The 14181-nt window shown below is 58.2% G+C and carries 11 protein-coding genes; 10 read left to right on the top strand and 1 reads right to left on the bottom strand.

The genetic code is table 11. The features are described 5' to 3' along the window. Positions 1–7: 7 nt before the first annotated feature. Positions 8–931 carry a 1-aminocyclopropane-1-carboxylate deaminase/D-cysteine desulfhydrase gene (locus tag PMYSY11_RS14095; RefSeq protein ID WP_150549726.1) on the top strand — a complete coding sequence of 308 codons (924 nt, stop codon included), beginning with the start codon at positions 8–10 and terminating at the stop codon, positions 929–931. 134 nt (positions 932–1065) lie between these two features. Continuing rightward, positions 1066–2289: a lytic murein transglycosylase gene (locus tag PMYSY11_RS14090; RefSeq protein WP_197737978.1), complete on the top strand. Its 1224-nt coding sequence runs from the start codon at positions 1066–1068 to the stop codon at positions 2287–2289. Between the two features lie 13 nt (positions 2290–2302). On the opposite strand, the gene PMYSY11_RS14085 is transcribed toward PMYSY11_RS14090, so the two are convergent. Then, entirely contained in the window at positions 2303–3295 is a 993-nt protein-coding gene (locus tag PMYSY11_RS14085) for a DUF1853 family protein (protein WP_239655487.1), read from the bottom strand. A gap of 140 nt (positions 3296–3435) precedes the next feature. Here PMYSY11_RS14085 and PMYSY11_RS14080 point away from each other — a divergent pair, with 140 nt between their 5' ends. The 8 genes from PMYSY11_RS14080 to PMYSY11_RS14045 all read left to right on the top strand — a co-directional run bounded on the left by PMYSY11_RS14080 (position 3436) and on the right by PMYSY11_RS14045 (position 14145). After that, the gene (locus tag PMYSY11_RS14080; RefSeq protein WP_069899031.1) at positions 3436–4326 is read left to right on the top strand and encodes an NAD(+) kinase; all 891 of its coding nucleotides are present in this window, start codon (positions 3436–3438) and stop codon (positions 4324–4326) included. Beyond that, positions 4326–5300 carry a metallophosphoesterase gene (locus PMYSY11_RS14075; RefSeq protein ID WP_090508620.1) on the top strand — a complete coding sequence of 325 codons (975 nt, stop codon included), beginning with the start codon at positions 4326–4328 and terminating at the stop codon, positions 5298–5300. Before PMYSY11_RS14080 ends, PMYSY11_RS14075 begins: the two co-directional genes overlap by 1 nt. Beyond that, on the top strand, positions 5297–6160 hold the full coding sequence (locus PMYSY11_RS14070; RefSeq protein WP_150549561.1) for a rhomboid family intramembrane serine protease: 864 nt from the start codon (positions 5297–5299) through the stop codon (positions 6158–6160). Before PMYSY11_RS14075 ends, PMYSY11_RS14070 begins: the two co-directional genes overlap by 4 nt. Before the next feature lie 126 nt (positions 6161–6286). After that, positions 6287–6550 carry a YeaC family protein gene (locus PMYSY11_RS14065; RefSeq protein ID WP_069899028.1) on the top strand — a complete coding sequence of 88 codons (264 nt, stop codon included), beginning with the start codon at positions 6287–6289 and terminating at the stop codon, positions 6548–6550. A 13-nt stretch (positions 6551–6563) separates the two neighbouring features. Further along, positions 6564–7394, top strand: a complete 831-nt coding sequence (locus PMYSY11_RS14060) for a DUF2797 domain-containing protein (RefSeq protein ID WP_069899027.1) — start codon at positions 6564–6566, stop codon at positions 7392–7394. A 104-nt stretch (positions 7395–7498) separates the two neighbouring features. After that, the gene (gene pepN, locus PMYSY11_RS14055) at positions 7499–10156 is read left to right on the top strand and encodes an aminopeptidase N (RefSeq protein ID WP_150549560.1); all 2658 of its coding nucleotides are present in this window, start codon (positions 7499–7501) and stop codon (positions 10154–10156) included. A gap of 512 nt (positions 10157–10668) precedes the next feature. After that, on the top strand, positions 10669–11757 hold the full coding sequence (locus tag PMYSY11_RS14050) for a WD40/YVTN/BNR-like repeat-containing protein (protein WP_239655486.1): 1089 nt from the start codon (positions 10669–10671) through the stop codon (positions 11755–11757). 18 nt (positions 11758–11775) lie between these two features. Beyond that, positions 11776–14145 carry an efflux RND transporter permease subunit gene (locus tag PMYSY11_RS14045; protein ID WP_069899021.1) on the top strand — a complete coding sequence of 790 codons (2370 nt, stop codon included), beginning with the start codon at positions 11776–11778 and terminating at the stop codon, positions 14143–14145. The last annotated feature ends 36 nt before the right edge of the window (positions 14146–14181 follow it).

Raw genomic sequence — 14181 nt, 5'->3', positions numbered from 1 at the left:
CTTGCCTCTGATCGCGCCTGACTGGGCGCCTTCTGCTCCGCTGCAGCAGGTACATCTTGATTGGCTGGACGCAGCAGGGATTGAGCTGGCTGTCTTGCGTCTCGACCTTACTGACCGGCTCATCAGTGGCAATAAGTGGTTCAAGCTCAGTGGTTATCTGCAGCAGGCCGATGCCGCCGGTTGCACCGGGGTGATGAGCCTGGGCGGCGCGCACTCCAATCATTTGCATGCCCTGGCCAGTGCCGGGGCCCGCTTCAACTTCCCAACCGTTGGCTTGCTGCGCGGCACAGAATGCCAAACCCCCACTGTTGCCGATCTCAAAGCGCTCGGCATGCAGTTGCATTGGCTCGGCTATGGCGGCTATCGAAAACGCCATGAGGCCGATTTCTGGGTGCCGTGGCAACAGCAATACGCCCATTTTCAGCCGGTGCCGGAAGGGGGCGGCGGCTTGTTGGGCGCGCGTGGCTGTGCGCCTATCATTGGCCTGATCCGTGAGCAACTGGCGGCGATCGGTTGGGCAGACTACGACGCACTCTGGCTTGGCGCTGGCACAGGTACCACGCTGGCCGGGCTGGTCATGGCCGAGACTGGCGCGCATCCGGTATACGGCGCTATGGCCGTACCGGCTTCCCACGGCGTACAAGCGCAGGTTACGCAGTTACTCGGCCAGGCAGGTTTGGCGGATAGCGGCTATCAACTGCTCGATGCGTGCCGTGGCGGCTTTGCCAAGGTAGACAGTGAACTGGTGAGCTTTATGCAGGCGTGCGAGCAGCAGATGAATATCCCGCTGGAGCCGCTGTATACCGCTAAAACCTTGTTTGCTCTGCAACAACACGTGCGAGCCGGTCTGGTTGCCCAGGGCAGTCGGCTGATCTTCATCCATACCGGCGGTTTGCAGGGGCGTGCGGCGGCATTGGCAGCGTTCCAGTAGCATTTGAGCAAGTTGACTCTCGGGCTAATCACGATTTGTTGCGCCCCGGCACTTGTCAGTGCATGGGGCGCGTGCCTTACCATGGTGTGAAGAGCGGCGCAGTGGCGCCAGCGGTGACGTTATGGAGGGCGATAATGGCGAGCAATCGTTTGGTGTCAGGTGCAGCGCTGCTGTTAATGGGTGCGGCGGCTAGTGCGGCGGCTAGTGCCGCGGCCAGTGCGGCGGATGCGGCAGACGGATTCCAGCAATGTTTGGCCGGCCTGCAAAGCAAGGCACAAGCCAAAGGCGTCTCGGCCGCGACCTACAAGCGCTACACCGCCGATCTTGCGCCAGACATGAGCGTGATCGAACTGCTCGACGCGCAACCTGAATTCAGCACCCCGATCTGGGACTACCTCGCAGCATTGGTCGACCAGCAGCGGGTCGATGATGGCAAGGCGATGCTCAAGCAGCATGCCGCGGTGCTGGAGAAGATTTCCCGTCAATACGGCGTAGATGCGGCCACGGTCGTCGCCGTCTGGGGGGTGGAGAGTGACTACGGTAAAACCTTCGGCAAGCGCCCGCTGCTGACTTCGCTGTCGACGCTGTCCTGCTACGGTCGGCGTCAGAGTTTCTTTCAGGGCGAGTTGTTTGCCACGCTCAAACTGCTGCAGTCCGGCGATATTCAGGCTGAGGAGCTTAACGGTTCCTGGGCCGGTGCATTCGGCCACACCCAGTTCATGCCCTCGACCTATCAGCGTATTGCGGTGGACGGCGATGGCGATGGTCGCCGCGATCTGGTCGCCAGCATCCCGGATGCATTGGCGTCTACCGCCAACTACCTCAAGCGTTCCGGCTGGCGGACGGGCCAGCCCTGGGGTTATGAGGTCAAGTTGCCGAGTGGCTTCAATTCCGCCAATAGCGGGCGTAAAAACAAGCGGCCATTAAGTTCGTGGGCGGCTGCTGGCGTGCGCAAAATTGACGGTTCGCCGTTGCCTTCAAGTGATACCGCCGCTGGCATTCTGTTGCCTGCCGGGGTCAAAGGGCCGGCGTTTATCGTGATGCGCAACTTCGATGCGATTTATTCCTACAACGCGGCTGAGAGCTACGCACTGGCGATTGCGCATTTGTCCGACCGCTTGCGCGGGCAGGGCGAGTTTGTCACGCCGTGGCCAACCGATGATCCGGGCCTTAGCCGCGCTGAGCGTAAGCAAGTGCAAGAGTTGCTGCTGGCGCGGGGATACGAGATCGGCGAGGCCGACGGCATGATCGGTACGCTGACGCGCCGCGCAATCGTCAGCGAACAAAAGCGTTTGGGCCTGCAACCGCAGGACGGTCGCGCCGGCAAGAAAATCCTCCGCGCGCTGCAGGCGCAGTAGGTAATCGGTACAGCTAGTGCGCGGCTGCGCCCTGAGTATTGGGCCAGTCGTCGCACACGATAAACAGACGCTGCTTTTCCAGCCAGTCGCCGCATGCGCTGCGCTCTGTGCGCACCAGCAATTGGGCGTTTTCGTGTGGGCCGAGGGTGGCAAACCAGATGTGCAGTTGCTCGCGCGACCAGTGATCAGCGTCGCTGATGCGTGCTGGCGCCAGCCAGTTGTGGCGTGGCAGAACCTGCCAGCAGGCGTCGCCCTGAGTGCGCAGAAAGTCGGCCCATTGGCATTGATGCAGCCAGATGCCTTTAAGGTGCTGTGCATTGACATCGGTCGGTGACGAGCAGGGTTGCGGCCACGGATAAAACAAGTATCCCGAGACCCACATCGCCGCGTTGAGCGTGTTTATTTGCAACTCATCCAAGGCGCCGCGTGCTTCTTCGCGGGACGAAAGCGGCAATTGGTGGTTGCACAGGTGATCAAGTTTTATATCCAGTCGGTCATGGCTGCCGGGGCCCAGCCAATGCGCCGGCGATTCACCTTGTTCAGCGTCCGCGCCCAGATACAGTTTGATCGCCAGTTCAAGGTGATGAACGCCCTCGGCATCACGCAGCAGTAAATCCAGTTCGCCGAGTGTGTGGCCACGCTGGCGGATGGGCAGGTTGGCGGCCAAGACCTCAACATCCGGCGCTGCGTTCAGCGCGAATTGCCACAGCCGCTCATAATACAAACCGAGCCTGCGCACCGAACGCTCTGCCAGCCAATGGCGCAGGGCGTCGGGTTGCTGGTCGAGTTGCAGTAACCAGTCAGCCAGTTGTTCAGGGGCGCTTAGCCAGCGGCTTGCCTGCAACGGATGGCGCTGCGGCCACGGCGCGGTTTGCAGCAGGGGTGGGGCAATAATCACCCAGGCCAGATCGCGTACCGCAGGTTGCTGCAGGCGCATGGGCAGATCGAGCAGGTTTTCAAAAGGATTCATCCAGCGAGCATAGCGCTTCAAGCGCTTGATGTGCATGTTGCGGTTGCAATTGGGCCTTCCAGCACCCATCTGACACATACGGCTACGGGCAGATTGTTTCGCGTCGCAAGTTTGCCGCGCTGAACGCCTTTCGCCCATAATCAAAGCCTTAAAGACCCAGAGCCTGCGAGAGCCCCATGGAGCAATTTCGAAATATCGGCATCATTGGCCGCTTGGGCAGCACTCAGGTGCTGGACACTATTCGACGCTTGAAGAAGTTTCTTCTCGACCGTCATCTGCACGTCATTCTCGAAGACACCATCGCTGAAGTGCTGCCGGGCCACGGCCTGCAGACAGCCTCGCGCAAGAGTCTCGGTGAAATTTGCGACCTGGTCATCGTCATCGGCGGCGATGGCAGCCTGCTCGGCGCTGCACGCGCGCTGTGCCGCCATAAAACCCCGGTGCTTGGGGTTAACCGCGGCAGTCTGGGCTTCTTGTGTGACATCCGCCCGGATGATCTGGAAATGAAGGTCGCCGAGGTACTTGAAGGCAATTTCCTCAGCGAAAACCGCTTTTTGTTGCAGGCTGAAGTCCGTCGCAATGGCGAGGCGATCGGGCAGGGCGACGCTCTGAATGATGTGGTTCTGCATCCGGGTAAATCGACCCGCATGATCGAGTTCGAGCTGTACATCGACGGTCAGTTTGTCTGCAGCCAGAAAGCTGATGGCCTGATCGTATCAACGCCCACCGGCTCCACCGCCTATGCGTTGTCTGCCGGCGGGCCGATCATGCACCCCAAGCTGGACGCCATTGTGGTGGTGCCGATGTACCCGCACACGCTGTCGAGCCGGCCGATCGTGGTTGATGGCAACAGTGAGCTGAAAATCGTCGTGTCCAAGGATTTGCAGATCTATCCGCAGGTTTCCTGCGACGGCCAGAATCACTTCACCTGTGCGCCGGGCGACACCGTCACGGTTAGCAAGAAGCCGCAGAAGTTACGCCTGATCCATCCGCTGGATCACAATTACTACGAGGTCTGCCGTACCAAGTTGGGTTGGGGCAGTCGCCTTGGTGGCGGAGGCGACTAATGCGCCTGGATCCCGAACGAAGTTATGACCTCATAGGCGATATTCACGGCTGCGCGAATACCCTGGAGCGCCTGCTTGATAAGCTGGGCTATCGGAAAATTTCCGGCGTTTGGCGTCATCCCAGCCGGCAGACGATTTTTCTCGGTGACATCGTTGATCGCGGTCCGCGCATTCGTGAGGCCGTGCATCTGGTGCGCGACATGGTCGAGGTGGGGCAGGCCGCTTGCATCATGGGCAACCATGAGTTCAATGCGTTGGCCTGGGAGACGCCCGCACCGCCCGGCAGCGGTCGCTTGCATGTGCGTGAGCATTCCGAGCGCCATACCCGCCTGATCGCCGAAACCCTTGAGCAGTTTGCGGCGTATCCGGCGGAGTGGCGTGAGTTGCACGACTGGTTCTATCAGCTGCCGTTGTTTATCGACGCCGGGCGTTTTCGCGCCGTGCACGCCTGTTGGGATGACAGCCTGATCACGCCGCTGCGCGCACAGTTCCCGGATGGCCTGATCAACGAGAAATTCCTCAAGGCTTCGGCGGTGTACGGCAGCTTTGCCAATACCGTATTCAACCGCCTGCTGCGCGGCACCGATATGCGCTTGCCGCATGGGCTGACGCTGACCAGTGACGATGGCTTTACGCGTTCGTTCTTTCGCACCAAGTTCTGGGAAGAGAACCCGCAGACTTACGGCGATATCGTCTTCCAGCCCGATGCCTTGCCCGAGTTGGCGGCGCGCACACCGCTCAGCGAATTGCAGAAAAACGAGTTGCTGCAATACCCGTCCGACCAACCCATGTTGTTTGTCGGTCATTACTGGCGCAGTGGCAAACCCTCGGCGATCCGCAGCAATCTGGCCTGCCTCGATTACAGCGCGGTGCTGTATGGAAAGCTGGTCGCGTATCGGCTGGATCAGGAGCATCGCATTGATGCCAACAAATTCGTCTGGGTCGATGTAGAAAAACCGGAGTTGCCACAATGAGCGCTGTAGCCGTCCTACGTTTACCGATGCAGACCAATCTCAGCGGCTTTGTCGCGATGTTGCAGCGCCTGCAGGTGCCGCACCGGGTCGCCGAAGAGTCTGGCGAGCAAGTGCTCTGGGTGCCAGGCGAGGCGTTGGCTGTGCAGGTGCGCGAACTGTATGCGCAGTACCCGCACGGCAGCGAGGAGTTGCAGTTGGCCGCGGACAAACCGCAGCGGTCGATGCCGGGCTTTGTCGAGCAGATCAAGCGCAACCCGGTGACCAGTGGGGTGCTGCTGATTACCTTTATTGTCGCGGCCATCACCTTGCTCGGTGATAACTTCGAGACCGTACGCTGGTTCAGCTTTGTCGACTTTCAAATCAAGGGCGATTACATCTACTTCGCCTCACTCGCGCACACTATGGACAGCGGCCAGTGGTGGCGACTGCTAACACCGATGCTGCTGCATTTCGGTTTCTTGCATCTGGCGATGAACTCGCTGTGGTACTGGGAGCTGGGGCGGCGCATTGAGAGTTATCAGGGCCCGCTGATGCTGATCGCGCTGACGCTGCTATTTGGTCTTGCGTCCAACGTTGCGCAGTATCAGCTTGGCGGCCCCAGCCTGTTCGGCGGGCTTTCCGGTGTGCTTTACGGCTTACTCGGGCACTGCTGGATTTACCAGCGCCTGGCACCTAATGCGCAATACCGGCTGCCGCCTGGCGTATTGATCATGATGCTGGCCTGGTTGCTGATTTGCATGACCGGTATTTTCGAACTGCTGCAGTTTGGCTCTATTGCCAACGCGGCGCATGTTGGCGGTCTGGTTGCAGGCTGCGCCACTGGCTTGGTTGGCGGCCTCATGGCCCGTGCCCGCCGATAATTGTCCGGGCTTACGCGATTTCAGTGCGCAAGCCCGGCGCAAGACACACGACGGTCGCTGTGCATCGCGAGATTGCGCGTTGGCCTGTTAAAATGATTTTTTGCCCCACTCTGTCGGGAGGCGCGCATGTCGTCTTTTAATGAAACCATTGCAAACATCACCCCTGAAATCTACCAGAGCCTCAAGCTCGCGGTTGAGATCGGCAAATGGCCAGACGGCCGCAAGCTGACTCAGGAACAGAAAGAGCTGAGCCTGCAGGCGCTCATCGCCTGGGAAATCAAAAACCTCCCGGAAGAAGAGCGCATTGGTTACATGGGTCCGCAAGAATGCAGTTCGAAATCTGCGCCGGTGCCTAATCTTCTGTTCAAATCCTCCGATACTTTGCATTGATGGCTGTTTTTAAATGAGTGAGTTGGCTCGCGGTTCCCTGAGCAAAATGCAGGTGCAACTTGAAGCACCTGTGCAGTACGCCTTTCGGCTGAATGATGAATTAGTCCCGGTTAATCCGCTGGTGGGCAAAACCGTGCGGCTGGAGTTCCTCGGCGCGATCCATTGCAGCCATTGCGGGCGTAAGACCAAGAGCAGCTACAGCCAGGGTTATTGCTACCCGTGCATGCAAAAGCTGGCGCAGTGCGATATCTGCATCATGAGCCCCGAGCGCTGCCATTACGACGCTGGCACATGCCGCGAGCCGAGTTGGGGCGAGCAGTTCTGCATGACTGATCACGTTGTTTATCTGGCCAACTCATCCGGGGTTAAGGTCGGGATTACCCGCGCCACACAGATTCCGACCCGCTGGATTGATCAGGGCGCGACCCAGGCGCTGCCGATCCTGCGCGTTGCAACGCGTCAGCAGTCAGGCTTTGTTGAAGACTTGTTACGCAGCCAGGTCGCGGATAAAACCAACTGGCGCGCCTTGCTCAAAGGCGATGCAGCGCCGGTTGATCTGCGCGCTGTGCGCGAGCAATTGTTTGCCAGTTGCGGTGAAGGCATTGAACAACTGCAACAGCGCTTTGGTATTCAAGCCATTCAGCCGTTGAACGATGGTGAGCCGGTCGAGATTGCCTATCCGATTGATGGCTATCCCGCGAAGATCACCAGCTTCAACCTCGACAAGAATCCGCTGGCAGAAGGCACGTTGCTCGGCATCAAAGGCCAATACCTGATGTTCGACACCGGGGTTATCAATATTCGTAAATACACCGCCTATCAGATTGCTGTCAGCGCCTTCTGATCCGGTAAAACTGCTGTATACGGCGTGTGCTTTTGTGTTTGTAAAACCCACGCCGCACTCCATTTCGCAAGCAGCTTGTGTATCTCTCAATCGACGAGGCGACCATGCGTACTGAACAACCGAAAATGATTTACCTGAAGGACTACAAGGCGCCCGATTACCTGATCGATGAGACGCACCTGACCTTCGAACTGCATGACGACCACACGCTGGTGCATGCGCAATTGGTGATGCGCCGTAACCCCGCGCTCGGCAGTGATTTGCCGCCGCTGGAACTCGACGGCCAGGAGCTTGAGCTGTTGTCGCTGGCGCTCAATGATCGCGCGTTGGGCGAGGCGGACTATCAGCTCACCGACAGCCATCTGACTTTGCACCCGGACAGCGCCAGCTTTGTTATCGACAGCAGTGTGCGCATCCATCCGGAAACCAACACCGCGCTGGAAGGCCTGTACAAGTCGAGCGGCATGTTCTGCACCCAGTGCGAGGCGGAAGGGTTTCGCAAGATTACCTATTACCTCGACCGCCCGGATGTCATGAGCAAGTTCACCACCACGCTCAGCGCCGAGCAGCACAGCTATCCGGTGTTGTTGTCGAACGGCAATCCGATTGCCAGCGGCAGCGAAGAAGACGGCCGGCATTGGGCAACGTGGGAAGACCCGTTCATGAAACCGGCCTACCTGTTTGCCTTGGTGGCCGGTGATCTCTGGTGTGTTGAAGACTCCTTCACCACCATGACCGAGCGCGAAGTGGCGCTGCGCATTTATGTCGAGCCTGAGAATATCGACAAGTGCCAGCATGCTATGGACAGCCTGAAAAAGTCGATGCGCTGGGACGAGCAGACTTACGGCCGTGAGTACGATCTGGATATTTTCATGATCGTCGCGGTGAACGACTTCAACATGGGCGCCATGGAAAACAAGGGCCTGAATATCTTCAACTCCAGCGCCGTGCTGGCCAAGGCCGAAACCGCAACCGACGCTGCGCATCAGCGGGTTGAGGCAATTGTTGCCCACGAATATTTCCACAACTGGTCGGGCAACCGCGTGACCTGCCGCGACTGGTTCCAGTTGTCGCTGAAAGAGGGCTTCACGGTATTCCGTGATTCGCAGTTCAGCGCCGACATGAACTCGCCAACGGTCAAGCGCATTGAAGATGTCGCTTATCTGCGCACCCACCAGTTCGCCGAAGACGCCGGCCCGCTGGCTCACTCGGTGCGCCCGGATGCGTTTATTGAAATCTCCAACTTCTACACCCTGACCGTCTACGAGAAGGGCAGTGAAGTGGTGCGCATGATCCAGACCCTGCTCGGCGCCGAAGGCTTCCGCAAGGGCAGTGATCTGTACTTTGAGCGCCACGACGGCCAGGCCGTAACGTGTGACGATTTCATCAAGGCCATGGAAGATGCCAATGGCGTTGACCTGACCCAGTTCAAGCGTTGGTACAGCCAGGCCGGTACGCCGCGTTTGCAGGTCAGCGAGGCTTACGACGCTGACGCGCAACGTTACACCCTGACCTTCAAGCAAAGCTGCCCAGCCACGCCGGGACAGACCGAGAAGCTGCCATTCGTGATTCCGGTTGAGCTTGGCTTGATCGGTGCGCAAGGCCAGGCCTTGCCGTTGCAGCTTGAAGGTGAAGCCGCGGCGGGTGCTGACACGCGGGTGATCTCGATTGATCAGGCCGAGCAACAAGTGGTGTTTTTCGGTGTTGCCGAGCAGCCGTTGCCGTCGCTGCTGCGTAGCTTCTCGGCGCCGGTCAAGCTGAGCTTCCCTTACAGCCGTGACCAGTTGATGTTCCTCATGCAGCACGACAGCGATGGCTTCAACCGTTGGGAAGCCAGCCAGCAATTGGCCGTGCAGGTGCTTGAAGAACTGGTGGGCCAACAGCAACGTGGCGAGCCAATGGTTATGGATCAGCGCCTGATCAGTGCGCTCGAAACGGTGTTGGCCGACGAGATGCTGGATCCGGCCATGGTCTCGGAAATGCTCTCGTTGCCGGGTGAAGGCTACCTGACTGAAATTGCAGAAGTGGCGGATGTCGATGCCATTCACGCTGCCCGCGAGTTTGCCCGCGAAGCGCTGGCGCAGGCCCTGTACGCGCCGCTGTGGCAGCGTTATCAGGCTTATCGCGAAGTCTCGCGCAACAGCCCGTATGTGGCCGAAGCCGAGCACTTTGCCCGTCGTCGTCTGCAAAACATCGCGCTGTCTTACCTGATGCTCACCGGCAAAGAGCAAGTGCTTGAAGCGTGTCTGGAGCAGTTCGAGCATTGCGACAACATGACCGAGCGCATGGCGGCGTTGGCGGTGCTGGTCAACTCCACGCACACCGAGGCGCGTGCCAAGGCCCTCGCCAGCTTCGCCGAGTTCTTTAAGGACAACGCTCTGGTGATGGATCAGTGGTTCAGCGTGCAGGCAGCCAGCACCATGCCTGGTGGCTTGGCGCGGGTTGAGGAGCTGATGCAGCATCCGGCCTTCAACCTGAAAAATCCGAACAAGGTGCGGGCTGTGATTGGCGCCTTTGGCGGCCAGAATGCGATCAACTTCCATCAACTCGATGGCAGCGGTTATCGCTTCCTTGCCGATCAGGTAATCACCCTGAACGCGCTCAATCCGCAAATCGCCTCGCGCTTGTTATCGCCGCTGACGCGCTGGCGCAAATACAGCCCTGAGCGTCAGGCGCTGATGAAGGCTGAGCTTGAGCGCATTCTGGCTTCGGGTGAGCTGTCCAGCGATGTTTATGAGGTGGTGAGCAAGAGCCTGGCCTGATCCGCCATCGCGCTATTGTCACCGGGCAATTGCACATTGCCCTGAAACGGGTTGTGGCTACCGAGTTCTGCTCGGACGCCACAACCCGTTTTTTTTTGTCTGGCTGATAGTGCTGCGCTGCAGTGAGCGTTTTGACCAACAATTTGGCGGCGCTCGGACAGATAGTCAGGCGCAGATAATTGCCAGACAATCGTTGATTGGATTACAGCGTGATCAGTGCCGCGAATAAGTCGCTTAAATCTGATGAATAAAGCCAGGTTTAATGATACAAGCGTTTGAATTCGCTTCAGGGTTGCGTATGGTTAAGGCTCTTGGGTGTCTGAGTGTTAGCCTGATTTTTTCAGGAATTGATCCAAGGCAGTGCTTTAGCATCAGCGTTTGCTCTGACTGCCCGGTCACTGGCTGTTAACAAAACATAACGTCGCGTTGATTGTCAGGCTGCAAGTTTGCTCAGTAGCATAAGAAACCTGCGTAAAAGCAGAAGTATCTAATAAAAACAAAGGGGAAGGTCTATGAGTGAGCCCGTCATGCGGCGCACCCAGTCCGGTCTGGTCGCAAGAAACCTGCGCACACCGGCGTTACGCGTCCACTCGCCGCTGGCCAAAACACTCTCGCTATGCAGCGTGCTTTGTGCTTTAACGTTCGCCACTGCGCCGCTACAGGTTCAGGCCGGCGAAGCCGCTACCAATTATTCTGTTGAATCTGCTCATGCCACCCGCACGCTGCTGCTCGACGTCGTGCATGCAGGTAAACGCATGCTGGTGTTTGGTGACCGCGGGCACATTCTCTATTCCGACGACAGCGGTAAAAACTGGGTGCAGGCCAAGGTGCCAACCCGGCAGATGATTACGGCTGCCTACTTTGTCGATGACCAGAAAGGCTGGGCGGTCGCCCACGACTCGCAGATTCTCGCCACCACTGATGGCGGCGCGACCTGGACCAAACAGTTCGAAGACCTCACCCGTGAAGCACCGCTGTTGGATATCTGGTTCAACGATGCCCAGCACGGTTTTGCCGTGGGCGCCTACGGTGCGCTGCTGGAAACCCTGGATGGCGGCGCGAACTGGGAAGACATCAGTGACCGCATGGGCAACGAAGACGGTTATCACCTCAACGCCATTGTCCCGGTTAAAGATGCCGGCCTGATGGTCGTTGGTGAGCAGGGCGTGATCTTCCGCTCCCCGGACTGGGGCCAAACCTGGGAAACCTTGCAGGGCCCGTACGAGGGTTCACTGTTTGGCGTTGCGCCAACTGCCGAGCCACGCACGCTGCTGGTTTACGGCTTGCGCGGCCACGTGTTCCGCTCGACCGACTTTGGCGACACCTGGGAGCAAATCGTAGTTCATACGCCGGGTAACGGCCCGATCGAGTTTGGTCTGAGCAGCAGCACGCTGTTGGCCGACGGCTCGATCATCATCGTGGGTCACGGCGGCACTGTTTTGAAAAGCACCGACAACGGCAAGAGTTTCAGTCTGGTCAATCGTCTGGACCGACTGTCAATTGCCAGTGTTGCAGCACTGGATAACGGCAACCTGATTCTGGTGGGGCAGGGTGGATTGCACATCGCCACGCCTACTGGCGCCGAGCTGGGCCAACAATAATAAGCCGGGAGAGTTTGCATGAGTAAGCATCAACAAAAGCCCGCTTCCTTCTTGGAGCGGTTGATTTTCAACAACCGACCGGCCGTTATTGTGCTGTGTCTGTTGATTAGCGTTTTTCTCTTTTATCAGGCTTCGCAGGTTCGCCCGCAGACCAGCTTCGAGAAAATGATTCCGCTGGGTCACCCTTACATCCAGAAGATGCTGGAGCATCGCAACGACCTGTCGAACCTGAGCAACACGGTGCGCATTTCGGTTGAAGCGGTCGACGGCGACATCTTCAGCAAGGAGTACATGGAAACCCTGCGCCAGATCAACGACGAGGTGTTCTACATCTCCGGTGTTGACCGTTCGGGGCTTAAGTCGTTGTGGAGCCCGAGTGTACGCTGGACCGAAGTGACCGAAGAAGGTTTCTCCGGTGGCGAGGTGATTCCACAAACCTACGATGGCTCTGAAGAAAGCCTTGAGGAGTTGCGCGACAACATTCTCAAGTCTGGTCAGATTGGCCGTCTGGTCGGCAACAACTTCAAGTCGAGCATTGTCGATGTGCCGCTGCTTGAGGCGTATCCAGACCCGGAAGACCAGAGCAAGCTGGTGCCGCTGGACTACCAGAAGTTCTCGCATGAGCTGGAAGAGAAGATTCGCGAGAAATATCAGGCGCAGAATCCCAACGTAAAAATCCACATCATCGGCTTTGCCAAGAAGGTCGGTGACCTGATTGACGGCCTGGTCGGCGTGGCATTGTTCTTTGCGGTGGCGATCGGTATCACCTTCGTTCTGCTGCTGTGGTTCACCCGCTGCTTCAAGAGCGCTCTGGCCGTCATTATCACCACGTTGATTGCGGTGGTCTGGCAGTTGGGCCTGCTGAAAACTGTGGGCTTTGGCCTCGACCCTTACTCGATGCTGGTGCCGTTTCTGGTCTTTGCCATCGGTATTTCGCACGGGGTGCAGAAGATCAACGGCATTGCCATGGCGTCCAGCGATGCCACGGACTCGCTGTCGGCTGCGCGTATGGCATTCCGTCAGTTGTTCATCCCGGGGCTGGTGGCTTTGCTCTCGGATGCGGTGGGCTTCGTTACGCTGCTGCTGATTGATATCGGCGTAATCCGCGAGCTGGCCATTGGTGCCTCGATGGGTGTGGCAGTAATTATTCTGACCAACCTGATTCTGCTGCCGGTGACGATTTCGTACATCGGTATCAGCAAGAAGGCGGTGAAGGTCAGCCGTGAAGACGCGGTGCGCGAGCATCCGTTCTGGCGCGCCATTTCCAACTTTGCGCACCCTGTTGTGGCACCGATTTCCATCGTTATTGCCTTGATGGCCATGGTGGGTGGCGTCTGGTACGGCCAGAACCTGAAGATCGGTGACCTGGATCAGGGTGCACCTGAACTGCGTCCGGATTCGCGCTACAACCTCGACAACAACTTCGTTATCCAGAACTACTCCACCAGCTCCGATGTACTGGTGATCATGGTCAAGACGCCGCCTGAGCAATGCTCGACGTATCCGGCCATGAATGCCATGGATCAGTTGATGTGGCAGATGGAGAACACCGAGGGCGTGCAGTCGGCCATTTCGATGGTCACGGTGTCGCGTCAGGTGATCAAGGGGATGAACGAGGGCAGCCTGAAATGGGAAACGCTGTCGCGTAACCAGGACATTCTGAACAACTCGATCGCCCGCGCCGATGGCCTGTACAACGCAGATTGCTCGGTAGCGCCGGTACTGGTGTTCCTCAACGACCACAAAGCTGCCACGCTGGAGCGTGCGGTGAAGGTCGCTGAAGATTTCGCCAAGGCCAATAGCAGCGAGAACCTGCAGTTCATCATGGCAGCCGGTAACGCCGGTATTGAAGCGGCAACCAACGAGGTTATCGCCGACTCTGAAACCACCATGTTGCTGGCTGTATATGCTGCGGTGGGGATGATGTGTCTGCTGACCTTCCGCTCTGTCGCCGCGACCTTGTGCGTGATGTTGCCGCTGGTACTGACTTCGGTGTTGGGTAACGCACTGATGGCTTACATGGGCATCGGCGTGAAGGTGGCGACTTTGCCGGTAATCGCCTTGGGTGTGGGTATTGGTGTCGACTACGGTATCTATATCTACAGCCGTCTCGAAACTTACCTGCGTCAAGGCCTGAGCCTGCAGGAAGCCTATTACGAGACGCTCAAGTCGACGGGTAAAGCGGTGCTGTTCACTGGCGTGTGTCTGGCCATTGGTGTGGCAACGTGGATCTTCTCGGCGATCAAGTTCCAGGCAGATATGGGCTTGATGCTGACCTTCATGTTCCTGTGGAACATGTTCGGCGCCATCTGGTTGCTGCCAGCACTGGCACGCTTCCTGATCAACCCGCAGAAGTTGCGTAACAAGGAGCTGGCCAAGTCGGCCTGATCCCCGAGCACTTTTCGCAGGTAAGAAAAAACCGCG

The sequence above is a fragment of the Pseudomonas marincola genome (genome assembly GCF_900682675.2).
Lineage (GTDB): Bacteria > Pseudomonadota > Gammaproteobacteria > Pseudomonadales > Pseudomonadaceae > Aquipseudomonas > Aquipseudomonas marincola.
Note: the sequence above shows the minus strand (reverse complement) of the source record. Positions and strands in the feature narration are given on the sequence as shown.